A 24,712-nucleotide genomic window follows, 5' to 3' on the forward strand; every position below is an offset into this window, starting at 1 on the left:
CGCGGTGCGGCGAGCCGCCACGGTCAAAGTGCATCGCGATCACGGTCGCGGCCTTACACTCTGTCGCGTGTACCCGACCGTCGCGGACGCGCTGTCGCTGCCCGTCGTGCGGGCGGGCGGACCGCGCCTGGTGGCGGGCGCGGCCGGCCTGGACCGGCGGGTGCGGTGGGTGCACGCCGCCGAGGTCGTCGACATCGCCGCCCTGCTGCGCGGCGGCGAGCTGGTCCTCACCACCGGCATCGTCCTGCCCGACGACCACGCCGGGCTGACCCGCTACGTCGAGGAGCTGGCCTCGGCGGGCATCGCCGGGCTCGTGGTCGAGCTGGTGCGGCACTGGCGCGGCGCGCTGCCGCCCGCCCTGGTCGACGCCGCCGAGCGGCACGGCCTGCCGCTGGTCACCCTCGCCCGCGAGACCCGCTTCGTCGCGGTCACCGAGGCCGTCGTCGGCCTGATCCTGGACGCGCAGATGGCCGAGCTGCGCGCCGCCGAGCAGGTCCACGAGACCTTCACCGCGCTGACGGTGGCGGGCGCCGAGCCGGTCGAAGTGCTGCGCGAGGTCACCAGGGCATCGAACCTTCCGGTCGTGCTGGAGACCCTGGCCCACGACGTGCTCGCCTACGACACCGCCGGCCTCGACCCGGGCGACCTGCTCGCCGACTGGGCGCGGCGCTCCCGCGCGGTCAGCGTCGCCGACCGCACCGGCTACGACGAGGACGCAGGCTGGCTGGTGACGGTGGTCGGCGCGCGCGGGCACCACTGGGGGCGGCTGGTGCTGCTGTGCCCGCAGGAGCCGGTGCACCGCCTGCGCGTCATCGCCGAGCGCGCCGCCTCCGCCCTCGCGGTGCACCGCCTGGTGGCCCGCGACCGCGAGAGCCTGGAGCGCCACGCCCACCGAACCCTGCTGGCCGACCTGCTCACCGACCCCCGCCCGGAGATCACCGCGCACAGCGTCGCCCTCGGCGTCCCCCTGGAGCGCCGCCAGCTCATCGGCCTGTCGGTGCGCCCCCGCACGGTCGCCACCACCCGCTCCATGGCCACCCACGAGGTGCTGCGCGACCTCGCCGAGGCCACCGCGCTGGCCGCCCGCCGCGCCCGCGTCGCCGCCCTGGTCGGCATCGTGGACGACACCAGCGTCCGCGCCCTGCTCTCCCTCACCCCCCAGGCCGACCCGGACACCGTCCTCACCCGCCTGGCCACCGAGACCCACCAGGCCGCCGCCCTCCCGGTCGTCGTCGCCGTGGGCAGCACGGTCACCGCCGCCGCCGACGCCCGCCGCAGCCTGGTCGAGGCCGCGCACGTCGCCCAGGCCGCGCTGCGCGCCCCCGACGCCGCCTACCACCGCCTGGACGACGTCCGGCTCCGCGGCCTGCTGCACCTGCTCGCGGGCGACGACCGGGTCGCCGCCTTCGCCGAGCGCGAGCTGGGCCCGCTGCTGGCCCGCGACGCCGCGCACGGCAGCAGGCTGCTCGACGCCCTGCGCCACTACTGCGAGCACGGCGGCAACAAGTCCGCCGCCGCGACGGCCGCGCACCTCTCGCGCACCGCCTACTACCAGCAGCTGGCCCGCGTCGAGCAGGTCCTCGGCGTGTCCCTGGACGACTCCGAGTCGGTGCTCTCGCTGCATGTGGCGCTGCTCGCATTCGACATCGGGCAGGGGCACACCCCGCTGTCACCCGATTGGGTCAACCCCAGGTAACAGCGGGATTTCGAGCACCGATCGCCACTCCGCGCAATGGACAGAATGTGTGCGGTAGGGGCCAACCTCGCACACAGTGACGCTGCCCGCGACCGGCGGGACACCACCACCATGCCCGGATGGAACTGGGAACCGGGACGACCGCCCACCCGGACGGCCGGGTCGAGCTGGTGGACCCCGCCGCCGTCGCCGACAGCCCGTACTCCAACCCCGAACTGGCGCCCGTGCCGATCGCCGAGCGCAAGTGGACGACCTACAACTTCACCGCGCTGTGGGTCGGCATGGCCCACAACATCCCCAGCTACACCCTCGCCGCCGGGCTGATCGCGCTGGGCATGGACTGGGTGCAGGCGTTCCTCACCATCACCCTCGGCAACCTGCTCGTGCTCATCCCGATGCTGCTCAACAGCCACGCCGGGACCAAGTACGGCATCCCGTTCCCGGTCTTCGCCCGCGCCTTCTACGGCATCCGCGGCGCGAACGTCCCCGCGCTGCTGCGGGCGTTCATCGCCTGCGGGTGGTTCGGCATCCAGACCTGGATCGGCGGGGCCGGCGTGCACGTCATCGCCAGCAAGCTGCTCGGCGGCTGGTGGGAGAACGCGGCGCTGGTGGCCGGGAAGCCGTGGACGCTGTGGGCGTCGTTCCTGCTGTTCTGGGCGATCGAGATGTGGATCATCTGGCGGGGGATGGACACGCTGCGGCGCTTCGAGAACTGGGCGGCGCCGTTCGTCATCGTCGTCGCCGTGGTGCTGCTGGTCTGGGTGCTGGTCGAGGCAGGCGGGTTCGGGCCGATCCTGTCGCAGCCCTCGACGCTGGGCTGGGGCGCGGAGTTCTGGGCGATCTTCTTCCCGTCGCTGATGGCGATGGTGGCGTTCTGGTCGACGCTCTCGCTCAACATGCCCGACTTCACCCGCTTCGGGGCGGGCCAGAAGCAGCAGGTCCTCGGCCAGACCCTCGGCCTGCCGACGACGATGTCGTTCTTCGCGATCCTGTCGATCATCATCACCTCGGGCACGGTGGTCATCTACGGCGTGCCGATCTGGGACCCGATCGAGCTGGCCAGCCGCTTCGACAACGCCTTCGTCGTCGCGCTGGGGCTGTTCACCGTGCTCGTGGCGACCCTGTCGGTCAACGTCGCCGCCAACGTCGTCAGCCCGTCCTACGACTTCTCTAACCTCGCGCCCAGGACCATCACCCGCCGCGGCGGCGCGGTCATCACCGGCGTGCTGGGCATCGTGATCATGCCCTGGTACCTGTACGAGAGCCCGGAGATCTACATCTTCACCTGGCTGCAGACCTACGGCGGCCTGCTCGGCGCGGTCGCGGGCGTGCTGATCGGCGGCTACTGGCTGCTGCACCGCACCCAGCTCGACCTGCCCGCCCTCTACCTGCGCGAAGGCCGCTACTGGTTCACCGGCGGCTACAGCGTCCCCGCGCTGGTGGCCACCGCCGTCGGCATGGTGCTGGCCGTCGGCGGCGCCTACTCCCGCCCCGGTCAGGGCCCCTTCCCCGAGGACGGCCTGATCCCGTTCCTCAAGCCGCTCTACGACTACAGCTGGGCCGTCGGCCTGGCCGCCGCGCTGCTGGTGTTCCTGGCGCTGACCTGGAGCAGCGCGAATCGACGCGATCGGGTGACCGGGGTGGCCGCCGAGCCCGCCTCCTCCTGACAATCCCGACGCTTCCGCACAGCACAACCGAGAGGGGAAAGCACGTGATCGTACGAGCCGGACTCGTCCAGCAGCGCTGGACCGGCGACAAGGAGTCGATGATCGCCAACGCGGTCTCGGCCATCGCCACCGCGGCGTCGCAGGGCGCCCAGGTCGTCTGCTTGCAGGAACTGTTCTACGGCCCGTACTTCTGCCAGGTCCAGGACGCCGACTACTACTCCTACACCGAGGCGATCCCGGACGGCCCGACGACGCGCCTGATGTGCGAGGTGGCCGAGCAGCACGGGGTGGTGCTGGTCGTGCCCATGTACGAGCAGGAGCAGCCGGGCGTCTACTACAACACCGCCGCGGTGATCGACGCCGACGGCACCTACCTCGGCAAGCACCGCAAGAACCACATCCCGCAGGTGAAGGGCTTCTGGGAGAAGTTCTACTTCAAGCCAGGGAACCTGGGCTACCCGGTGTTCGACACCGCGGTGGGCCGCATCGGGGTCTACATCTGCTACGAGCGGCACTTCCCGGAGGGCTGGCGGGCGCTCGGCCTGGCCGGAGCGAAGATCGTGTTCAACCCCTCGGCGACCAGCCGCGGGCTCTCGGAGTACCTGTGGCGCCTGGAGCAGCCCGCCGCGGCCGTGGCCAACGAGTACTTCGTGGGGACCATCAACCGGGTCGGCGTGGAGCCGCTGGGCGAGAACGACTTCTACGGCCAGTCCTACTTCGCCGACCCGCGCGGGCAGCTCGTCGGCGAGGCCGCCTCCGACACCGACGAGGAGATCGTCGTCCGCGACCTCGACATGGACCTGCTGAACGAGGTGCGCGACCTGTGGGCGTTCTACCGCGACCGCAGGCCCGACACCTACACCTCGCTGACGGAGGCCTGATGCGCACCCTGATCAGCGGCGGCACCGTCGTCAACTCCGGCGGCGGGTTCGCCGCCGACGTCCTGGTCGAGGGCGAGACCATCGCCGCGGTCACCGCTCCCGGGCTGGCCGCCGCCCTGGGCGTCACCGCCGACCGGGTCATCGACGCCACCGGCAGGTACGTGCTGCCCGGCGGCATCGACGCCCACACGCACATGGAGATGCCCTTCGGCGGCACCGCGTCGGTCGACACCTTCGCCACCGGCACCGCCGCCGCGGCCTGGGGCGGCACCACGACGATCATCGACTTCGCCGTGCAGGCCAAGGGGACCTCGCTGCTGTCCGCGATGGACAAGTGGCACGAGAAGGCGGGCGGGCACTGCGCCGTCGACTACTCCTTCCACATGATCGTCTCCGACGTCAACGACACCACGCTCAAGGAGATGGAGTCGTGCGTGGCGGCCGGGGTGAACAGCTTCAAGATGTTCATGGCCTACCCCGGCGTCTTCTACTCCACCGACGGCGAGATCCTGCGCGCGATGCAGAAGGCCCGCGAGATCGGCTCCACGATCATGATGCACGCCGAGAACGGCATCGCGATCGACCAGCTCGTCGCCCAGGCGCTCGCCGAGGGCCGCACCGACCCGGTGTACCACTCGCTGACCCGCCCGCCGGAGCTGGAGGGCGAGGCCACCCACCGCGCCATCCAGCTCGCCGCGGTGACCGGCGCGCCGCTCTACATCGTGCACCTGTCCTCGCGGCAGGCGCTGGAGGCGGTGACCACCGCGCGCGACACCGGGCAGAACGTGTTCGCCGAGACCTGCCCGCAGTACCTGTTCCTGTCCATAGAGGACATGGCACGGCCGGGCTTCGAGGGCGCCAAGTTCGTCTGCTCGCCGCCGCTGCGCCCGGCCGACCACCAGCTGGACCTGTGGCGCGGCCTGCGCACCAACGACCTGTCGGTGGTCTCCACCGACCACTGCCCGTTCTGCTTCGTCGGGCAGAAGGAGCTGGGCCGCGGCGACTTCTCCAAGATCCCCAACGGGATGCCCGGCGTCGAGCACCGTATGGACCTGCTGCACCAGGGCGTCGTGCGCGGGGAGATCTCGCTGTCGCGGTGGGTGGAGATCAGCGCCACGACCCCGGCGCGGATGTTCGGCCTCTACCCGCGCAAGGGCGTCATCGCCCCCGGCTCGGACGCCGACATCGTCGTCTACGACCCCAAGGCCACCCAGGTGCTCTCCGCCGAGACCCACCACATGAACGTCGACTACTCCGCCTACGAGGGCATGGAGCTGATCGGCAAGGTGGAGACGGTGCTCTCCCGGGGCTCGGTCGTGGTCGACCGCGGGTCCTTCCACGGTCGCGAGGGGCACGGCGAGTTCCTCGAACGCGACCTCAACCAGTACCTGCTCTGAGAGGAGTGCCATGGACTTCGGGCTGGTGCTGCAGACCGACCCACCCGCGCGCGACGTCGTGCGGCTGATGGTGGAGGCCGAGGAGCGCGGCTTCGGCTACGGGTGGACGTTCGACTCGTGCGTGCTCTGGCAGGAGCCGTTCGTCATCTACTCCCAGATCCTCGCCGCGACCCGGGACCTGGTCGTCGGGCCGATGGTGACCAACCCCAGCACCCGGGACTGGTCGGTGACGGCGTCGCTGTTCGCCACGCTCAACGACATGTTCGGCAACCGCACGGTGTGCGGGATCGGGCGCGGGGACTCCGCGCGCCGGGTGATCGGGCAGAAACCCGCCTCGCTGGCGGTGCTGGCCGACTCGATGCACGTCATCCGCGAGCTGGCCGAGGGCCGGGAGGCGGTGCTGCACGGTGCCCCGGTGCGCATCCCGTGGGTGCGCGACGGGCGGCTGGAGATGTGGATGGCCGCCTACGGGCCCAAGGCGCTGAAGCTGGTCGGCGAGCAGGCCGACGGCTTCATCCTGCAGACCGCGGACCCGGCCATCGCCAAGTGGACGATCGAGGCGGTGCGCTCGGCGGCGGCGGCGGCCGGGCGCGATCCCGGCGGCATCACCATCTGCGTGGCCGCGCCCGCCTACGTCGGCGACGACCTGGCCCACCAGCGCGACCAGCTGCGCTGGTTCGGCGGCATGGTCGGCAACCACGTCGCCGACCTGGTCGCCCGCTACGGCGACTCCGGTCCGGTGCCCAAGGAGCTGACCGACTACATCCGCGGCCGGGAGGGCTACGACTACGCCCACCACGGCAAGGCGGGCAACCGCTCGACGGACTTCGTCCCGGACGAGATCGTGGACCGCTTCTGCCTGCTCGGTCCGGCGTCGGCGCACGTGGACCGGCTGGCGGAGCTGGCGTCGCTGGGCGTCGACCAGTTCGCCGTCTACCTGATGCACGACGACCGGGAGGCGACGCTGCGCGCCTACGGGGAGCAGGTGATCGGGAAGGTGGCCCAGCCGGTCTGAGGCCGGTGGTCCCGGCGCTCCCGCTACGGCGGGGGCGCCGGGTCGCTGTCGAGGTAGTCGGAGAGGGCGGCGGACCCGCGCAGGCGGGCGCGGCTGAGCAGGCGCAGGTCGCGGTCGCGGCCGGCCAGCTCGGCCAGTGCGCGCGCGGGGTCGTCGTCGGTGCGCAGGGCGGCGGTGGCCGCGGCGATGATGCCGAACGGGTAGCCGCCCCGGCGCAGCACCGCGACCAGGCGCGCGATCCGCTGCTCGGACGCGTCGTAGACGCGGTAGCCCGCGCTGTCGCGGGTGGGGGAGAGCAGGCCGCGCTCCTCCCACTGGCGCAGCAGTGGCGTGTCGACCCCGATGTCGCGGCCCAGCTCGCCGATGCGCAGCGGCGCCCTCGGCCGGGGCGTCCCGGCGACGGCGGTGAAGGCGGCCCTCGCCCTGGCGATCTCGGCGCGCTCGGCGGTCAGGTCGGCGTGGCCCGCGTCGACGGCGGCGAGCGCGTCCCCGAGACGTCCTGAGTGGACCGCGCGCATGATCTCCTGGGCGCGGGCCCAGCCGTGGCCGGCGGCGAGGGCGCGCACGGTGCGCAGGGCGCGGGCGTGGGCGTCGGTGAGGACGCGGTAGCCGTTGCCTGCGCGCTCGGCGGGCGGCAGGAGTCCGCGGTCGAGGTAGTTGCGGATCTGCTGGGGGGTGACACCCGCTGTCCTGGCGAGCTGGGAGATGCGCGGCATCTTCACATGCTAGTTGATACTTTCGCCGGGATATCGCTGGTGCATCTCGTTCAACTCTCTACCTGCTGATCAATGAGACAATTGAAGGCATGGATGACAGTCAGTTGATCGGCCTGCTGCTCGCGGAGTTGGACGGCGTGATCGCCATGGAGAGCCAGGGCGACACGTTCCTCATCTACGACCCGCATGACGACGTCCCCTACAACCGCCGCTTCCCGTTCGCCACCGTCGTCACCGCCGACCGCTACGACTCGGCCTCCAACCTCGACCGTCCCGGCGCCTACCGGCTCAACCTCGGCCTGACCAAGGCCACCTACCGCGCCCGCTTCAGCGCGGAAGGCCCGGTCGACCACGCCGCCGAGGACGTGCTGATGCCGCACCCGGTGTACGCCCCGCAGCACTGGATCTGCGTCGTGAACCCGTCACAGGCCACAGTGGACGCCGCGATGCCGCTGATCAGGGAGGCCCACGACTTCGCGGCGCGCAAGTACCGCCCCGCTGGGCGCTGAGCGTCGCCAAGGCGGCATTCGGCGCCTCTGCCCCGCGGGCGAACTGGTCGCCGCCGCGGCGCGCCTGGGACGACGAGGGGATCACCGCCCGTCGTGGCGCAGACGGGCGGCCTGGCGGGTGAGGTGGGCGTGCTCGGCCTCGCTGGTGGCGGCGCGGGCGGCCTCGACGTAGAGGTCCGCGGCGTCGGCGAGGTTGCCCGCGCGCTCGTGCAGGTGCGCGAGGACGGCGGTGTAGCGGGGCAGGGACGGGTCCAGGTCGGCCAGGGCGGCGAAGGCGCGGCCGGGGCCGTCGGCCTCGCAGAGCGCGACCGCGCGGTTGAGACGCACCACCGGGCTGTCGGTCAGGCGGACGAGTTCGTCGTACCACTCCACGATCTGCGGCCAGTCCGTCTCCGCGGCCGTGGGCGCGTCGGCGTGCAGGGCGGCGATGGCGGCCTGGGCCTGGTACTCGCCGAGCCGGTCGCGGGAGAGCGCGGTCTGCAGAACGGTGACGCCCTCGGCGATCAGCGCGGTGTCCCAGAGCCCGCGGTCCTGCTCGGCCAGCGGGACCAGCCGCCCGCCGGGCCCCGTGCGGGAGGCGCGGCGGGCGTGGTGCAGCAGCATCAGGGCGAGCAGGCCCGCGGCCTCGGGCTCGGCGGAGAGGGCGGCGAGCTGGCGGGCCAGGCGGATGGCCTCGGCCGCCAGGTCGACGTCGCCGCCGTAGCCCTCGTTGAACACCAGGTACAGCACGCGCAGCACCGTCGCCAGGTCGCCGGGCTCGTCCAGGCGGACGTCGGCGACGCGGCGCTTGGCGCGGGTGATCCGCTGCGCCATCGTCGCCTCGGGCACCAGGTAGGCCCGCGCGATCTGCCTGGTCGTCAGCCCGCCGACGGCGCGCAGCGTCAGCGCGACCGCCGCGCCCGGCGGCAGCGACGGGTGCGCGCACAGGAAGTACAGGCGCAGCGTGTCGTCGGTGGCGGGCACCGGGCCGCCCCGCGGCTCGGCGTCCACCGCCAGCTCACGCTCGCGCCGGGACTTCTCGGCGCGCACCGCGTCGAGGAACTTGCGCCACGCGACGGCGATCAGCCACGCCTTCAGCTCGTGCGGCGGCTCCTTCGCCGCCACGGCGCTGATCAGCGCTTCCTGAACGGCGTCCTCGGCCGAGGCGAAGTCCGCCCCGCGCCGGACGAGGACGCCGATCACCGCGGGCACCAGCTCCCGCAGCTCGCTCACCGGTGCTACTCCGTCACCGCGGGGGCTCCGGTGAAGAACGGGCGGACCTCCAGCCACTCCTGCAGCGGCACGCCGCCGGGGCCCGGCGCGGCCGAGAGCTCCCCGGCCAGCTCGACCGCCCGGTCCCAGGACTCGACGTCGATGACCATCCAGCCCGCGATGAGGTCCTTGGTCTCGGCGAACGGGCCGTCGGTCACCGGCGGGCGGCCTTCGCCGTCGAAGCGGACGAACGCGCCCTCCGGCGAGAGCGCCTGGCCGTCGACGTACTCGCCGGACTCTTCCAGGCGGGCGGCGAAGTCGCGCATGTAGGTCAGGTGCGCGTCGACCTCGTCCGGCGTCCACTGGTCCATCGGGGCGAAGGGGACGGTCGGGGTCGGGCCGCCGCGGTAGTGCTTCAGCATCAGGTACTTCATCTCGGGTTTCCTCCTCGGGTGATCGGCCCTCGCGGCTGATCGTGCCCCAGGGACGGAGCCGTCGCCGGGTTCTCGACATCCTCGACCATTCCAGTCATGTGACCCCAGTCACATATCTGCGCACTGGGGGTCGCCCTTGTCGTCGGTACCCCCAGGGGGTATAAAGAACGGACCGGGTACCCGCAGGGGGTATCATTGACGTCGTGAACCGGGGAGTGTCGTGAACACCGCAAGCAAGCTCGCCGCGTACGGCGCGGCGGTCGCGCTGGTCGCCGCCGGGGCGTGGGCCGTCGGCGCGGCGGTCGGCCCGCTGTCCGCCGCCACGCCGCAGCCGCCGCCGCACGGGGCCGGAGGAGCCCACGGGGGCGGCGACGCGCACGGGCCGGGGGAGCACGCGCTGGTCGGGCTCGCGAGCAGCGCGAACGGCTACTCGATCAGCTCGCCCATGGTCGGTGTCGACGGCGGGAACTTCCGCTACACGATCACCGGCCCGGACGGCGAAGCGGTCACCGCCTTCGAGAACTCCCACGAGAAGCGCATGCACCTCGTCGTCGTGCGCCGCGACCTGGTCGAGTACCAGCACCTGCACCCGGAGATGGCCCCCGACGGCACCTGGAAGATCCCGCTGTCGGTCGGCAGGGCAGGGGTCTACCGCGCCTTCGCCGACTTCGTGCCCAAGGGCGGCCAGCGCCAGACCCTCGGCATCGACCTCTTCGCCGACGGCACGTTCCAGCGCGTCGAGCACGCGGACTCCACACAGGACACCGTCGACGGCTACCAGGTCACCCTGCGCGGCCAGTTCCCCGACCTCACCGCCACCATCAGCCGCGGCGGCGTCCCGGTCACCGACCTGGAGCCCTACCTCGGCGCGTACGGGCACCTGGTCGTGCTGCGCAAAGGCGACCTGCCCTACGTCCACGCCCACCCGAACGGCACCCCGGGCGACGGGACGACCAAGGCGGGCCCGGACATCGGCTTCGGCGTCGAGGTCCCCTCGGCCGGGACCTACCGCCTCTTCCTCGACTTCCAGCACGACGGCACGGTGCGCACCGCCGAGTTCACCATGACCGCGGGCGACGACCACGGGCACGGGTGATCGCGGTGACGACCCAGATCGAACTCGCCATCGGCGGCATGACCTGCGCCTCCTGCGCCAACCGCGTCGAGCGCAAGCTCAACAAGCTCGACGGCGTCACCGCCACCGTCAACTACGCCACCGAGAAGGCCAAGGTCGTCTTCCCCGCCGACCTCGACCCCGCCGTGCTCGTCGGCCAGGTCGAGGCCGCCGGCTACACCGCGATCCTGCCCGCGGCCGAACCCGAGACCGCCGAGCCGGAAGACGACCTGCGCGCCCTGCGCCACCGCCTCGTCGGCGCGGCCGTGCTGTCGGTGCCCGTCATCGCGTTGGCCATGGTGCCCGCGTTCCAGTTCACCTACTGGCAGTGGATCTCGCTGGCGCTCGCCGCGCCCGTCGTGGTGTGGGCGGCGTGGCCGTTCCACCGCGCCGCCTGGGCCAACCTGCGCCACGGCGCGGCGACCATGGACACGCTCATCTCCATGGGCACGGTCGCGGCGTTCCTCTGGTCGCTGTACGCGCTGCTCTGGGGCAGCGCGGGCGAACCCGGCATGACGCACCCGTTCCGCTTCACCATCGAGCGGATGAGCGGCGACGCCAACATCTACCTGGAAGTCGCCGCGGGCGTCACCACGTTCATCCTGGCGGGCCGCTACTTCGAGGCCAGGGCCAAGCGCCGCGCCGGGTCGGCGCTGCGGGCGCTGCTGGAGCTGGGCGCCAAGGACGTCGCCGTGCTGCGCGGCGGACGCGAGGTCAGGGTGCCGGTCGAGCAGCTTGCCGTCGGCGACGAGTTCGTGGTGCGGCCGGGGGAGAAGGTCGCCACCGACGGCACCGTCACCGACGGCGCGTCGGCCGTGGACGCGAGCATGGTGACCGGCGAGTCCGTGCCGGTCGAGGTCGGTCCGGGGGCCCCGGTCGTCGGGGGGACGGTCAACGCGGGCGGCAGGCTCGTCGTGCGCGCCGAGCGGATCGGCGCGGACACGCAGCTGGCCCGCATGGCCCGCCTGGTCGAGGAGGCGCAGACCGGCAAGGCCGAGGTGCAGCGCCTGGCCGACCGCGTGTCCGGGGTGTTCGTGCCGGTCGTCATCGCGCTGGCCGCCGCCACCCTGGCGTTCTGGCTCGGCGCGGGCGGCAGCCCGTCCGCGGCGTTCACCGCCGCCGTCGCCGTGCTGATCATCGCCTGCCCGTGCGCGCTCGGCCTGGCCACGCCCACGGCGCTGCTCGTCGGCACCGGCCGCGGCGCGCAGCTCGGCGTGCTCATCCGCGGACCCGAGGTCCTGGAGTCCACCCGCCGCGTGGACACCGTCGTGCTGGACAAGACCGGGACCGTGACCACCGGCCAGATGAGCCTCATCGAGGTCGTCACCGCGCCGGGCACCTCGCGCGAGGACGCCCTGCGGCTGGCGGGCGCGGTCGAGCACGCCTCCGAGCACCCCGTCGCCAGGGCCATCGCCGACGCGGCGGGCGAGGTGCCGCCGGTGTCGGACTTCGCCAACACCGCGGGCCTGGGCGTGCAGGGGGTCGTCGAAGGGCACGCGGTCGTCGTCGGCCGGGCCGCGCTGCTGGTGCAGTGGGCGCTGCGGCTGCCCGATGACCTGGTGAAGGCCAAGGAGGACGCGGAATCCCTGGGCCGCACCGCCGTCGCCGTCGGCTGGGACGGCGCGGCCCGCGCGGTCCTGGTCGTCGCCGACACGGTGAAGCCGACCTCGGCCGAGGCGATCCGGGGGCTGCGCGGGCTCGGGCTCACCCCGGTCCTGCTCACCGGCGACAACACCGCCGCCGCCGAGGCCGTCGCCGCTGAGGTCGGCATCGAGGAGGTCATCGCCGAGGTGCTGCCCGCCGACAAGGTCGACGCGGTCAAGCGCCTGCAGTCCGAGGGCCGCGTGGTCGCCATGGTCGGCGACGGCGTCAACGACGCCGCCGCCCTCGCCCAGTCCGACCTCGGCCTGGCCATGGGCACCGGCACCGACGCCGCCATCGAGGCCGCCGACCTGACGCTGGTCCGCGGCGACCTGCTGGCCGCCGTCGACGCCATCCGCCTGTCCCGGCGCACGCTGAGCACCATCAAGGGCAATCTGTTCTGGGCCTTCGCCTACAACGTCGCCGCCCTCCCGCTCGCCGCGGCGGGCCTGCTCAACCCGATGCTCGCCGGCGCGGCGATGGCCGTCAGCTCGGTCTTCGTGGTGACCAACAGCCTGCGCCTGCGCGGTTTCCAGCCCGCGCCGCGGTCAGGGGACGGGCAGGCCCGGTAGGTTCGCGCGCGTGCGCGTCCTCTTCGCGGGCCTGTCCACCCCCGGCCACCTCCACCCGATGATCCCCTTGGCCGCGGCACTGCGCGCCGACGGCCACGACGTGCGGTTCGCGGCGGGCGAAGGCGCGCACCCGGTTCTGCTGGCCAACGGCCTCGCCCCTTTCAGCCCCGGCTTCGCCGTCCACGAGATCTACGCCGAGGACATCGCCGATGACCTGCGGCGCCTGGCCCCCGACCTCGTCGTCGCGGGCTGGGGCGTCCCGGGGGTGGCGGAGGCGGCGACAGGCATCCGGACCATCTGGCACGGCTTCGGCAGGCTCTACCCCGAGGGCATCGGCATGGTCCGCCCCACCGGCACCGGCCTGCCGCACATCGACATCTGCCCGCCGTCGCTGCAGGACAAGGACTTCCTCGCCGAGTCCCGCGTCCCGATGCGCCCCACCGGCCTCCCCGACCCCGCTCCCGTGCCCGACCTGACCGGCACGGACGATGACGCAGGGTCGATCATCTACCTCACGCTCGGCACGGTCTTCGGCACACCCGGACTCCTGACCACCGCCATCGCCGCCCTGTCCCCGCTCGCCGCGCGCCTCGTCGTCGCCGCGGGCCGCGTCCCACCCGCCGACCTCGGCCCGCTGCCGCCCAACACCACCGCCCACACCTGGCTGCCGCAGGACGCCGTCATCGGCCACGCCGACCTCGTCGTCCACCACGCGGGCAGCGGCACCACCCTCGGCGCCCTCGCCGCGGGCGTCCCGCAACTGCTGCTCCCGCAAGGCGCCGACCAGTTCGCCAACGCCGAAGCCCTCACCGCCGCAGGCGCCGCCCGCACGGTCACGCCCGACACACCCGACACGCCCGACACCCTCGACACCATTGCCGAGGCCGCCCGCGCCCTCCTGCGCAGCGACGACCACCGCGCCGCCGCCCGCGCCCTCGCCGCCGAGATCGCCGCGATGCCCTCCCCGGCCGAGGTCGCCCGCGCCCTGGTGTGAACGCGCCGGTTACCGCCGTGTGTCCCCGACACACCCCGGAAACGCCGAAGCGGGCCGCGCCCACGAGGGGACGGCCCGCTTCGGGACGGACTCAGATCAGGCGGTCGCCGTTCTCCGGGTGGAAGAGGTGGGTCTCCTCCGGGTGGCGCAGGGTCACGCGGACGACCTGGCCGAGGGCGGGCGGGGTGCGGCCGTCGACGCGCATCACCAGGCGGGCGCCGGACTCGCCGGTCACGGTGCCGTGGACCAGGGCGTCGGCGCCCAGCTCCTCGACCAGCTCGACGGTGAGGTCGAAGGCGTTGGCGGTGTCGGCCGGGGCCAGGCTCAGCGATTCGGGGCGCACGCCCAGGGTCACCGACTGCAGGTTGTGCCTGCCGACGGCGGCGAAGGCGTCGCGGGTCAGCGGGACGGTCATGTCGCCGAGGACGAGGCCGTTGCCGCGCACGGCCGCCTCGCGCAGGTTCATCGCGGGGCTGCCGATGAAGCCCGCCACGAACGCGTTCGCCGGGGAGTCGTACAGCGCGCGCGGGGTGTCGCACTGCTGGAGCAGGCCGTCCTTGAGCACCGCGACGCGGTGGCCCATGGTCATGGCCTCGACCTGGTCGTGGGTGACGTAGATGGTCGTGGTGCCCAGCCGCCGCTGCAGCGCGGCGATGTTGGCGCGGGTCTCCACGCGCAGCTTGGCGTCGAGGTTCGACAGCGGCTCGTCCATGAGGAAGACCGCGGGGTCGCGGACGATGGCGCGACCCATCGCGACACGCTGTCGCTGACCGCCAGAAAGCGCTTTCGGCTTGCGCGCGAGGTACTTCTCCAGGTCCAGCAGCTTGGCCGCCTCGGTGACCTTCTCCTGGATCTGCGCCTTCGGCAGGCCCTGCAGCTTGAGCGCGAAGCCCATGTTCTGCGCGACCGTCATGTGCGGGTACAGCGCGTAGGACTGGAACACCATCGCGATGTCGCGTCCCTTCGGCGGGACGTGCGTGACGTCGCGGGCGCCGATGTGGATCGCGCCCTCGTCGATGTCCTCAAGCCCGGCCAGCATGCGCAGCGCGGTCGACTTGCCGGAACCCGACGGCCCGACCAGCACCAGGAACTCGCCGTCTTCCACCGACAGCTCAAGTCGGTCGACCGCCCGGACCGGCGGGGAACCCGCGTAGACCCTCGATGCCGACTCGTACCGGACCTCGGCCACCTCGTCCTCCTCGGAAAACTTCCGCCGTGAATGCATTCAGACGGCTCAGTGGCACAGCATGCCTCACGGGGGCGCGCAACACCAGAGTCTCGCGCGAAAGGATTTCAAGATCCGTCAAGAATCTGTAACGAACGTCCACCGTGCGGTACCCCGCGTGGGGTCAGCGGTGCACAGTGCACGTCACCGCGACGGTGCGGAGCGCGTGAATCGCTACCGCACCGTCTCTGAACCGATTCATAGTTGGAGGCGCCGTGCCGACGCACCGGGCAGTAGGGACCACTCCCGTGCGCAAGTCTTTCCGTTCCACCGCGTTCCGTCTCGCCGCCATCGCCACGGTCTTCGCGACCGCGGCCGCCTGCGGCGGAGACCCCGCGCCCACCCAGGGCGGCGGGGGCAACGGAGCGCCAGCGGCCCTGGAGGGGGTCGGCCCGATCACCCTCGTGTCCGGCAAGGACACCTCGGGCAACCTGCAGAACCAGGTCGACGCGTGGAACAAGCAAAACCCCGACCAGAAGGTCACCATCATCGAGCTGCCGGAGTCCGCTGACGCCCAGCGCCAGCAGATGGTGCAGAACGCCCAGACCCAGTCCGACGCCTACTCGGTGCTCACCCTGGACGTGATCTGGACCGCCGAGTTCGCCGCGAACCAGTGGGTCGTCCCGCTGCCGGAGGCGGAGTTCCCGCTGGACACGTTCCTGCCGGCGACGGTGGAGACCGCCAAGTACTTCAACAAGCTCTACGCCGTGCCCGCCACCTCCGACGGCGGCCTTCTCTACTACCGCAAGGACCTCCTCGACTCCGTGGGCGCCAAGGCGCCGACGACGTGGGCCGAGATGAAGGAGACCTGCGAGAAGATCAAGGCCAAGCCGGAGAACAAGGCGCTGAACTGCTTCGCGGGCCAGTACGAGAAGTACGAGGGCCTGACGGTCAACTTCAGCGAGGCGGTCAACTCCGCCGGTGGCGCCGTCGTCGGCGAGGACGGCAAGCCGACCGTCAACACCCCCGAGGCGGCGCAGGGCCTGCAGTTCCTGGTCGACGGCCTCAAGGACGGCACCATCCCGGAGAAGGCCCGCACGTACAAGGAAGAGGAAGGCCGCCGCGACTTCCAGGCCGGTCAGCTCATCTTCCACCGCCAGTGGCCGTACCAGTACGCGCTGGCCAACGCCACCGACGGCTCCTCGAAGGTCGCGGGCAAGTTCGACGTCGCCCCGCTGCCGGGCGCCAGCGGCCCCGGCGCCTCCACCCTGGGTGGCCACAACCTCGCCATCAGCGCCTTCGCGCCGAACAAGAAGACGTCCGTGGACTTCATCAAGTTCATGACCGGCGAGGAGCAGCAGCGCGCCAACCTGGAGGCCACCTCCAAGGCGCCCAGCATGGCGTCGCTGTACGACGACCCCGCGCTGGTCGAGAAGTTCCCGTACCTGCCGGGGCTGAAGGCCTCCATCGAGAACGCCAAGAAGCGCCCCTCGGTGGTCAAGTACCAGGAGGTCTCCACCGCGATCCAGGAGGCGGCCTACTCCGCGATGAGCGGCCAGGCCACGCCGCAGGACGCCCTGGCGTCGCTGCAAACCAAGCTGGAACAGCTGACCGCGAGCTGATCGACGCGAATCCGGTCCCGGGGGTCACGAACCCCCGGGACCGGTCTCTGGAGGACCCATGACCACGACGGTCGGAGCTCCGGTCGATCCCAAACCCGAAGCCACACCCCCGAGCGCGGGCCGCCGCGCGGGTGTCGGGCGGCTCGCCGCGCTCCTCGTTTCCCCAACCCTGATAGTCCTGCTGCTGGTCGTCGCCTACCCGATCATCTCCGCGATCCGCCTGGCGTTCTACCGCCAGGGCGACGGCATCGACCCGGAGACCGGGTTCGTGATCCAGGGCGACGAGTTCGTCGGCCTGGACAACTTCCTCGACATGTTCCGCGGCGAGACGGGCGACCGTTTCCTCAACGCGCTGTGGAACACCACCAGCTTCACCTTCGTCGCCGTGACCCTGGAAGTGGTCATCGGCGTGCTGATGGCGCTGGTGATGCACCGGGCCTTCCGCGGCCGCGCCCTGGTGCGCGCCGCCATCCTGGTGCCGTGGGCCGTGCCCACCGCCATCGCGGGCCTGCTGTGGCGCTGGATCTTCCAGGCCGACGGCGTGGCCAACGACCTGGTGCCCGGCGAGTCCATCCTGTGGACCGCCGACGGCGGCGCGGCCTGGCTGGCCGTCGTCATCGCCGACACCTGGAAGACGGCGCCGTTCATCGGCCTGCTGGTCCTCGCGGGCCTGCAGGTGATCTCCAACGAGGTCTACGAGGCCGCCAAGCTCGACGGCGCCACCCCGTGGAAGACCTTCTGGTCGATCACGCTGCCACTGGTCAAGCCGGCCCTGCTGGTCGCCGTGCTGTTCCGCATCCTCGACACCCTGCGCATGTTCGACCTGCCCTACACGTTGATCGGCCCAGGCAAATCCGCGACCGACACCGTGACGGTGCTGGCGTTCGAGGAAGCGGTCAAGTTCGGCAACTACGGCGAGGCCTCGGCGTACTCGGTGACCCTGTTCGTCTACGTGGCCACGGTCGCCTTCGTCTTCGTCAAGCTGCTCGGCGCCGACGTCATCGGCGCCAGGACGGGGAAGAACAAGTGACCGCGACCATCACCCCGCCGCCCCCCACCAGGCCCGCCCCCAGCGCCCCGCCCAACGCGGCGTGGGCCAAGGCCAAGGTGTGGCTGCCCTACCTGGGCATCGCCGCGATCGTCATCTACTGCCTGGCCCCGTTCTACTGGATGCTGGTCTCCAGCTTCCGCCGGACCTCGGATCTCTTCTCCGGCTCCCCGGTCCCGGCCCCGCTGAGCGTCGAGAGCTACCAGGCCGCGTTCTCCCCGCAGAACGGCTTCCTGCGCGCACTCGGCAACAGCTTCATCGTCGCGGGCGTCACCACGGTGCTGGTGCTGATCATCGGCATCCTCACCGCCTACGCCCTGGCCCGCCTGGACTTCCGGTTCAAGAACCTGGTCCTGGCGGTCATCATCACGACGTCGATGTTCCCCGGCATCTCCCTGCTGGTGCCGCTGCTGGAGCTGTTCAACGCCATCGGCTGGTTCAACACCTACCAGGCGATGATCGTCCCCAGCATGAGCTTCGCCCTGCCCCTGGCCGTCTGGAACCTGACAGCGTTCTTCCGCCAGATGCCCACGGAACTGGAAGAAGCCGCCCAGATCGACGGCTGCACCCCCGCCCAGGCCTTCCGGAAGGTCATCCTCCCCCTGGCCGCCCCGGGCGTGTTCACCACCGCGATCATCACCTTCATCGCCGCGTGGAACGAGTTCATCATCGCCCTGTCGGTGGTGAACAAGCAGGAACTGAAGACGGCCCCGGTGATCACCAGCCAATTCACCGGCCAAACCAACTTCGACGCCCCCTTCGGCACCCAGATGGCCGCAGGCGTGATCGTCACGATCCCGCTGGTCATCCTGGTCCTGCTCTTCCAACGCCGCATCGTCGCCGGCCTCACCGCCGGTGGCGTCAAGTAGGGCGGTTCTAGCTGCACAGGGGCCGGATTTAGTGGTCCCGACCCCTGTGCGCTAGGCTTCCCCCACATGCCGCCCCCGTAGCTCAGGGGATAGAGCACCGCCCTCCGGAGGCGGGAGCGCAGGTTCGAATCCTGCCGGGGGCACAGACGTCAACAACCCGCTGACCAGCGTAAACAGGGTCAGCGGGTTGTTTGCGTTTGCGCGCGGGTGTCCGGTTGTGGGGGGCTCTGAGCGGCTGTTTGCGGGGGGTCTGTGCCCAAACTGTGCCCAAGTTTCGGGGCGGTTGGTGGGCTGGTCTGGGAGAGGACCTGTCGTCGCGGCGCCTCTCGGGCGAGGTGCTGGGGGAGAGGGCATGCGTGTGGGTCTGGCAGGTTCGACGCGAGGGGTTGGTGGCTCAGGTGGTGCCCAGAACGGCGTCGATCATGGTCTGCATGGTGCGGGTGGTGCCGTCGATGCAGCGGGCGTAGGTGCTGAGGAGGACGTCGACGGAGTGGCCGGCCCAGTCGGCGACGGTGGTGGCGGGTACGCCGGCGTTGAGCCAGGTGGAGCAGGCGGCGTGGCGGAGGTCGTAGGGAGTGGCGCCGAGTGGGCTGGCGGCGACCTCTGGTGTGAAGGTGTCGGTGCGGGCTCGCTTCCAGGCGCGGACGATGGTCAGCTTGGGTAGTTCGTTGTCGTTGCGTTCGCCGCGGAAGATCCTGCCGTCCTGGCTGATTCCGAAGCTCTTAATGTGGTGGTGCAGCATCGCAGTGAGCTCAGGTGGGCACGGCACGGGCCGTACCTCGTCCTCATCTCTTTGCTTGAGGGGCCTCAAGTCTCGGTTCTTTCCGCTGTCGGTCCACTCGCGACCGGCGTGGGGTTCGCTGCGTTCGAGGTGGATCGTTCCCCAGCCCTTGACGGGGAGGTCGAGGTTGCGGCGCCGGAGGGCGACGGCTTCTTCTGGGCGTAGTCCGGCGAAGTAGAGGCAGCCGAAGAACGCGACGAGACGAGGCCCGCTGCGTGCTTGTTCCCCCACGGCCTTGAACAGGCTGCGGGCCTGCACCGGGTTCAGGACGCGGCGACGGTCGATCGCCATGGTGGTCTTCGGGGCTGACGCTGCTTTCCTGGCGGCTGGGATGGGGTTGCGTTCCAACAGTTCGCGTTCTTTGACCGCGTACTCGAGGAGCGCGTTGATGATGCGGCGCTTGCGGTTGGCCACTGATGCCGCAGCCAGGGCGCCGTCCAGGTTGCGCCTCAATGCGCTCAGGAGCGCACGGACGTTCTCGTCGCGGCGCAGCGTGGAGACGGGCTTGGTGGACCGCTGGAGCCAGGCGAGCGCGTGCTGGATCTCGGCCGGGACGTCCGGACCTTCGCGCAATACGGGGTTGAAAGCCCAGCGCCTCAGGGCGCGGCGCAGGGTGAGGTCGTCGGGGCGTCCGCGCGTGGTCGACAACATTGCGAGAGTGGCTGTCATGAGAGCTTCGGCATGAGTGCGTCTGGTTGTCGCGGCGCTGTCGGCCCATTTCATGTCAGCGTAGTCGCGGGCGAGTGTGAACCAGGGGATATCGGCTGCCTTTCGTGCCATGGAAACTGGCAGGCCGTCGTCGACTCAGAAAGCTTCGCCCCGCCGTGCTGCGAGAGTGAGCTCGGAATGCAGATTGCTCGCGTGGTTCTCGGATTCTAGATTCTCACTGAATCGCTTCTTGGCCACCTCCCATCGCACCCTGTATGTGTTCTGCCGTTTTCCTTGGTAAGTATAGATCTGAAAGATCTGTACATCATATGAAAGATCTGGCAACGGCTGTCCTTCCGAAGATCAGGATGGAGCGATATGAAGACTGAAGTTGAGCCAGGCGCTCTGTGCTAAACCGGCCCGCGCTCCAAGAGCTGGTCGAGCCAGGTTTCGTAGTCGGCTCGCTGAATGCGGATCGAGCCGTTGGGCAACTTGATGCACCGGGGCGCGCGTTGCACCGCGCGCCATTCGTAGAAGGTGGACCGGGAGATGTTGAGTTCCGCGCAGAACTCCTGAACCGTCAACGGCCGACGGTCCGCAGCATTGAGGCAATCGCACTGCGTTTGCGGTTGGATCATGGTGTTTTCCCTTCGTTCGGTGCTTGGGGTGCTGCGAGGGGGTGGCAGCGGGGGCATCGGAAGGGGCGGCCGTCGTCGGTTTCGCGGTGTCGGGTGGTCGGGTCGCAGTCGCCGCACCAGGCCGGCCGGGGAGGTTTGCCGGTGGTGGGTTGGGAGGCGCGCAGGCCCTGGAGTCGGGAGCGCAGGACCGCGATCGGTGAGGAGGCCCCGACGGGGTTGCTGACGAGGTGATCGGTGAGCAGCTCTGGTCGGATGCCGGAGACGATGGCGTCCTGGACCGCCGCGGCGAGTTGCGCGACGGTGCCGGGCTTCAGGCCCCAGGCCGTGGCGACGGCGTCGAGGACTCCGGCGACTGCGGTTCGGATCTCGCGCGCGGGGTTGGATGGTAGTCCACCCCGCTGCCAGGCGTGACGACGAGCATGACCAAGATCGCCGTGCCTGCGGCAAGGGCGGTCAACTTCGCCACTGTCGGCAGACTCAGTCCGAGCGCTGCGAACGGGGTGTGCCAGAGCATCCACAGGAAGTTCGTGAAGCCCTCAACCGGGTCCTCGCCGACGTTCCACACCGGGCCGTGGCCCGCGGCCAGGTTCGCCGAGTACCTGAACGTGATCAGAGCGTCGTCGATCGTGAAGAACCACGCTGCCCGCACAACCAGGAGAAACAGCGCGCCGAGCCCAACCACCACGAACATCCAGCGAGGTGTAGTCATCCGGCCGGGCTGGGCTACGGACACGCCAGTCGACGGCGTCGACGCGATCGTCACGCCAACCCCAAGGAGGAAAGTTCATCACCCGATCGGAACCCGCAAGGTAGCAGTCCGTGCTGAGGCGGCTGGAGTTCGTCCTGACGCTCCTCGATAGCCCGAGGCGTGATACCTGGCTCGGCTCGGTGACGCCAGGTTCGTCTGGGTTCGGGCCTGGACTAGATGACCCAGTCGTACAAGGTCCAGGCGCGGCCGATGATGGTTCCGCCTGCTGCATTGGAGAAGTAGGACGGTGCTGTTTGGTTGACGTAGTAGGCGCGCATGTCGCCTGCCGCATTGACGCCCATGACGTCGGCGGTGCCGTCGCCGTTCCAGTCTCCTGGGCTGAAGAGTTGGTCGCTGTAGGTGTTCCAGCTGGTGCCGATGGTGACACCATGGCCGGTTTGCCAACCTCCTGCACCGTTACCCTGATAGAGCCGCAGGTCGCCTGAGGTGGTGCGGGCGAGGATGTCGGTGTCGCCGTCGCCGTCCATGTCACCTGCGCCGAATACGCGGTTGAAGATCCCCCACCCTGAGCCGACCTGGGTTCTCGGCATGAGTCGTCCGTAGCCGTCGTTTGCGTGCAGCCAGAGAGCGCCGTTCGCATCGCGGGTCATGACGTCGGGGAACTGGTCGCCGTTCCAGTCGCCCGGGGAGAACGCCATGTTGTAGATGCCCCAGCCGGTGACGGGTTCGTCGTTGTCGGTGTAAACCGGCTCGCCGCCGGCGATGTACCCGCCTGCGCCGGTGCCGCGGTGGAGTTTGAGTTCACCGTTCGCGACGACGAGCAGGTCATTGTATCCGTCGGGGTCCAACCGTCCGGCGCGGAACGGTTTGAAGCCGTTGCGGTTGGCGTCGACCTTGTAGGCACAGGCGTCACCGCCGAGGAAACCGCCGGTGGAGTCACCCTTGCTCAGGTAGAGGCAGACCCTGCCATCGTCTGCGATGGCAAGCATGTCGGTCTTCGCGTCACCGTTGAGGTCGCCGTTGTGGGCGTGGTCTGGCGGAGTTGTGGCGAAGAACGTGTGGTCACTGTCGATGGAGACGGATCGGTTTCCCGCACTGTCAACAGGTTGGATGTACACCGACCCGGGACCGGATTGGAACGGCAGCAAAGTGACGGTTGCGGTCCCGCCGGGCTGGTTCGTGGCGACTCGGTAAGTCGGCGCGGAGTCGTCGATACCGACGTAGAATCCGGTGACGTCTGTTTGCCCTTTGGCGTCAAGGGTGAAAGCACCTGGGGTGCCTGCGGGAACGGCGCTGGTTTGCCAGTCTGGTTCGGCGTAGACCGGGTAGGCCGTCGATGACACGTCGATATCGGCGATAGGCGTCGATTTGTCGATGGTGAAGCTGCATGTGGCGGTGTATGCGGAGTAGTCGCCGGTCGAGTAAGTTCTGACCTTCCAGTACCAAAGCCCCTCGGTAAGAATAGTCCGAGATACGACCGTACGCGCCGGGTTGCCACTGGTGGCGTTTACTGATCGTGTCGTCGTCGCTCCCCCGGCCTTCCAGAAGGAGAACTCGGCGGTGACGGTTCCGCCGTCGGGGTCACGTGGCCGCGCTTCGAGGGTCACGTCGCTGTTGCCGATCTTGCCGCCGACGCAGGGAGTTCCTGGTGAGGTTTTCATTCCGTCCGGCGTGATCGGTGGTGAGTCGTACTCGACGCTAAGAATGGGGTTGTTGCCGAACTTCTTCCACGCGTAGGTGTCGGATTCGTTCGGAGCCCGCAGGCCCATGGTGACGTTCGCCCAGTTGTACTTGGCCGCGTCCTTGACCTGCCTGATGGCGTTGAACTCGACATCGCCGCCGGGGCACGAACTGCTCCATCCCTTGGCCTCGTTCTTGCGGTCCATTTCGTAGTTCCACTTGGGCTGATTGTTCCAAGTGGTGGCGCTACTGATGCCGTTGGTGGCCCAGAGTGCGACCTCGCGCGGGGTGCACGACCAGGAGTACACCAAGGGGGCGGACATCGTGGCTTTGATGATCTGCTTTCCACCTAGGCCATTCGTATTCAGGCGGAAGAAGGACCTGGCTCGAATGTTCTCCTGTGTCGACCAACCGACTCGCGCAATGTCGCTGGAGTTCCAGTAAGACTGGTTGGGGTAGGGCTCGGACACAAACGTCCAAGCGTACTTCGAACCCTTGAAGGTCGGATCGATGTACACGGGGAATTTGGTGGCTTTGCCTGTCAGGAGCGAGCGATCGGGTGCGAGGTGAATCGCGCCGTCCTTGAGGGTGGCGCGTGCAAGGGCGCGCTTGGCGCCCGTTCCGGACTCGAACGCGGCGGCAGACCGCGCGGGCCCCGCTGCCACCGCCATGCCTGAGGAGTCCCACATCTCGGGTGCTGGCCCGCCGAACACGGCGTTCCCTGCTCGGTCGGTGACACGGATGTTGTCACCGCGTCCGGCGTGCACCAGCAATCCTTGTGCCTCATAGGTGAACCGGAGGTTGGCCAGCTGGGGGTTGTTCGCCGCTTGTCGCGTCTTCACCACCAGAACCTGGTCAAACCCCTCGGCCTCGGACTTGAGCAGAAGGTCGACTCCTGGGAGCACCTCGGCGTACGTCGCGACGTTGCCGGTCAGGGTTGGCGGCGGAAGATCTCCAGGCCAGCGCAGCCCGATTTGCCTGCCCTTGTCGGCGATAGTGGCCATCGGTCCAGCGTCGCCGCCGGAGAAGGTGGTGGCGACCGCGGCTGCCTTGGGAGCGACGCGGCCGTCCTTGGTGAAGACCAACGTGGTGTCGACCGGAACCCATTCGTCGTTCTGACGCACCCGAACCGGACGCGCAGTGGACGTCATTGTCATCGTGCCACCAGGGTTGGCGGTCACGAGCGTGGTTTCCGTGGTCAGGGAGCCGATCTCGACTGGCTTGCCGGTTCGCCGGGCTTCGATCATCGCGTGTGCTTCGTCAAGCACCGCTGGGCCTCGCATCACGCTGTCGTCGGCCGAGGCGGACCACTGCGTCGGAAGGGCAATACTTGCCGCCACCAGGACGCCAAGCTTGAGCACTACGGCCGATCTGGTGTGGCCAAGTCTACGTCGAATGCCCATGACGGGCCTTCCCTTCCCGTCGCATGGCGTGCAAGCACGACGAGTCTCGTCAAGTTTGATGTCCCCAGGCTGCGGCGGCCCCAGGCTTAGAAAGCGTGCGCCACGGCCAGTAGTTCTACCTCATGGACCGACGTCGAGGATGAGATCTGCTTCACATCCGTCTCCGCTGGGGCTATGGCACGATGCCTCTTCGTGCCGCCTGTCTGGCGGCGTGGGGCTTTGCTTTGTCGCGAGGTGGGGGACCCGTGATTGATCATGCTGGCTCGCATGCGCCCAGACGGCGTATCGGGTGGGTCAGGAGCATCGGTGTAACTGGCATCAG

At 70.0% G+C, this 24,712-nt stretch carries 20 protein-coding genes and 1 tRNA gene; 13 read left to right on the forward strand and 8 right to left on the reverse strand.

From position 1 onward, the window contains the following. Positions 1–67: 67 nt before the first annotated feature. From ACFPM7_RS24695 to ACFPM7_RS24715, 5 genes are all read left to right on the forward strand, one after another. Positions 68–1,696: a PucR family transcriptional regulator gene (locus ACFPM7_RS24695; protein ID WP_378250147.1), complete on the forward strand. Its 1,629-nt coding sequence runs from the start codon at positions 68–70 to the stop codon at positions 1,694–1,696. A gap of 119 nt (positions 1,697–1,815) precedes the next feature. Continuing rightward, positions 1,816–3,363, forward strand: coding sequence for an NCS1 family nucleobase:cation symporter-1 (locus ACFPM7_RS24700; RefSeq protein ID WP_378250148.1), 1,548 nt, complete (start codon positions 1,816–1,818; stop codon positions 3,361–3,363). Positions 3,364–3,407: 44 nt separating this feature from the next. Next, on the forward strand, positions 3,408–4,244 hold the full coding sequence (locus ACFPM7_RS24705) for a nitrilase-related carbon-nitrogen hydrolase (RefSeq protein WP_378250149.1): 837 nt from the start codon (positions 3,408–3,410) through the stop codon (positions 4,242–4,244). Beyond that, a complete protein-coding gene (gene hydA / locus ACFPM7_RS24710; protein ID WP_378250150.1) occupies positions 4,244–5,641 on the forward strand; it encodes a dihydropyrimidinase in 1,398 nt (465 codons plus the stop codon). Before ACFPM7_RS24705 ends, hydA begins: the two co-directional genes overlap by 1 nt. A gap of 10 nt (positions 5,642–5,651) precedes the next feature. Then, on the forward strand, positions 5,652–6,656 hold the full coding sequence (locus ACFPM7_RS24715) for a TIGR03842 family LLM class F420-dependent oxidoreductase (protein ID WP_378250151.1): 1,005 nt from the start codon (positions 5,652–5,654) through the stop codon (positions 6,654–6,656). Positions 6,657–6,679: 23 nt separating this feature from the next. Here the strand turns inward: ACFPM7_RS24715 and ACFPM7_RS24720 are convergent, their stop codons facing one another. Then, positions 6,680–7,372 carry a MerR family transcriptional regulator gene (locus tag ACFPM7_RS24720; protein ID WP_378250152.1) on the reverse strand — a complete coding sequence of 231 codons (693 nt, stop codon included), beginning with the start codon at positions 7,370–7,372 and terminating at the stop codon, positions 6,680–6,682. An 89-nt stretch (positions 7,373–7,461) separates the two neighbouring features. Between ACFPM7_RS24720 and ACFPM7_RS24725 the strand changes: the two genes are divergently transcribed. After that, positions 7,462–7,881 carry a DUF6194 family protein gene (locus tag ACFPM7_RS24725; RefSeq protein ID WP_378250153.1) on the forward strand — a complete coding sequence of 140 codons (420 nt, stop codon included), beginning with the start codon at positions 7,462–7,464 and terminating at the stop codon, positions 7,879–7,881. Positions 7,882–7,962: 81 nt separating this feature from the next. Here the strand turns inward: ACFPM7_RS24725 and ACFPM7_RS24730 are convergent, their stop codons facing one another. Beyond that, positions 7,963–9,093: an RNA polymerase sigma factor gene (locus ACFPM7_RS24730; protein WP_378250154.1), complete on the reverse strand. Its 1,131-nt coding sequence runs from the start codon at positions 9,091–9,093 to the stop codon at positions 7,963–7,965. A 5-nt stretch (positions 9,094–9,098) separates the two neighbouring features. Further along, positions 9,099–9,506 carry a YciI family protein gene (locus ACFPM7_RS24735; RefSeq protein WP_378250155.1) on the reverse strand — a complete coding sequence of 136 codons (408 nt, stop codon included), beginning with the start codon at positions 9,504–9,506 and terminating at the stop codon, positions 9,099–9,101. 220 nt (positions 9,507–9,726) lie between these two features. Here ACFPM7_RS24735 and ACFPM7_RS24740 point away from each other — a divergent pair, with 220 nt between their 5' ends. From ACFPM7_RS24740 to ACFPM7_RS24750, 3 genes are read left to right on the forward strand one after another with little or no spacing between them, the layout of a single operon-like run. After that, complete coding sequence (locus ACFPM7_RS24740) at positions 9,727–10,602, forward strand: hypothetical protein (RefSeq protein WP_378250156.1); 876 nt, start codon at positions 9,727–9,729, stop codon at positions 10,600–10,602. A 38-nt stretch (positions 10,603–10,640) separates the two neighbouring features. Then, positions 10,641–12,833 carry a heavy metal translocating P-type ATPase gene (locus ACFPM7_RS24745; protein WP_378250219.1) on the forward strand — a complete coding sequence of 731 codons (2,193 nt, stop codon included), beginning with the start codon at positions 10,641–10,643 and terminating at the stop codon, positions 12,831–12,833. A gap of 10 nt (positions 12,834–12,843) precedes the next feature. Next, entirely contained in the window at positions 12,844–13,827 is a 984-nt protein-coding gene (locus ACFPM7_RS24750; protein WP_378250157.1) for a glycosyltransferase, read from the forward strand. A gap of 91 nt (positions 13,828–13,918) precedes the next feature. Here ACFPM7_RS24750 and ACFPM7_RS24755 read toward each other — a convergent pair whose 3' ends face one another. Next, entirely contained in the window at positions 13,919–15,016 is a 1,098-nt protein-coding gene (locus tag ACFPM7_RS24755) for an ABC transporter ATP-binding protein (protein ID WP_378250158.1), read from the reverse strand. 284 nt (positions 15,017–15,300) lie between these two features. Between ACFPM7_RS24755 and ACFPM7_RS24760 the strand changes: the two genes are divergently transcribed. The 4 genes from ACFPM7_RS24760 (at position 15,301) to ACFPM7_RS24775 (ending at position 18,674) form a co-directional block, all read left to right on the forward strand. Further along, on the forward strand, positions 15,301–16,614 hold the full coding sequence (locus ACFPM7_RS24760; protein WP_378250159.1) for an ABC transporter substrate-binding protein: 1,314 nt from the start codon (positions 15,301–15,303) through the stop codon (positions 16,612–16,614). Positions 16,615–16,672: 58 nt separating this feature from the next. Continuing rightward, positions 16,673–17,644 carry a carbohydrate ABC transporter permease gene (locus ACFPM7_RS24765; RefSeq protein ID WP_378250160.1) on the forward strand — a complete coding sequence of 324 codons (972 nt, stop codon included), beginning with the start codon at positions 16,673–16,675 and terminating at the stop codon, positions 17,642–17,644. Beyond that, entirely contained in the window at positions 17,641–18,531 is an 891-nt protein-coding gene (locus ACFPM7_RS24770; RefSeq protein ID WP_378250161.1) for a carbohydrate ABC transporter permease, read from the forward strand. Before ACFPM7_RS24765 ends, ACFPM7_RS24770 begins: the two co-directional genes overlap by 4 nt. Before the next feature lie 71 nt (positions 18,532–18,602). After that, positions 18,603–18,674 (forward strand) — tRNA-Arg (locus tag ACFPM7_RS24775). Between the two features lie 251 nt (positions 18,675–18,925). On the opposite strand, the gene ACFPM7_RS24780 is transcribed toward ACFPM7_RS24775, so the two are convergent. The 4 genes from ACFPM7_RS24780 to ACFPM7_RS24795 form a co-directional block, all read right to left on the reverse strand. Further along, the gene (locus ACFPM7_RS24780) at positions 18,926–19,960 is read right to left on the reverse strand and encodes a tyrosine-type recombinase/integrase (RefSeq protein WP_378250162.1); all 1,035 of its coding nucleotides are present in this window, start codon (positions 19,958–19,960) and stop codon (positions 18,926–18,928) included. 410 nt (positions 19,961–20,370) lie between these two features. Further along, positions 20,371–20,544, reverse strand: coding sequence for a helix-turn-helix transcriptional regulator (locus tag ACFPM7_RS24785; RefSeq protein WP_378250163.1), 174 nt, complete (start codon positions 20,542–20,544; stop codon positions 20,371–20,373). 364 nt (positions 20,545–20,908) lie between these two features. Continuing rightward, the gene (locus ACFPM7_RS24790) at positions 20,909–21,289 is read right to left on the reverse strand and encodes a hypothetical protein (RefSeq protein WP_378250164.1); all 381 of its coding nucleotides are present in this window, start codon (positions 21,287–21,289) and stop codon (positions 20,909–20,911) included. A gap of 230 nt (positions 21,290–21,519) precedes the next feature. Continuing rightward, positions 21,520–24,348 (reverse strand): FG-GAP-like repeat-containing protein, encoded by a 2,829-nt coding sequence (locus tag ACFPM7_RS24795; protein WP_378250165.1) that lies wholly within the window; start codon positions 24,346–24,348, stop codon positions 21,520–21,522. Positions 24,349–24,712 lie beyond the last annotated feature (364 nt).

This window comes from Actinokineospora guangxiensis (assembly GCF_042657845.1).
In the GTDB taxonomy this organism is placed as follows: Bacteria; Actinomycetota; Actinomycetes; order Mycobacteriales; family Pseudonocardiaceae; genus Actinokineospora; species Actinokineospora guangxiensis.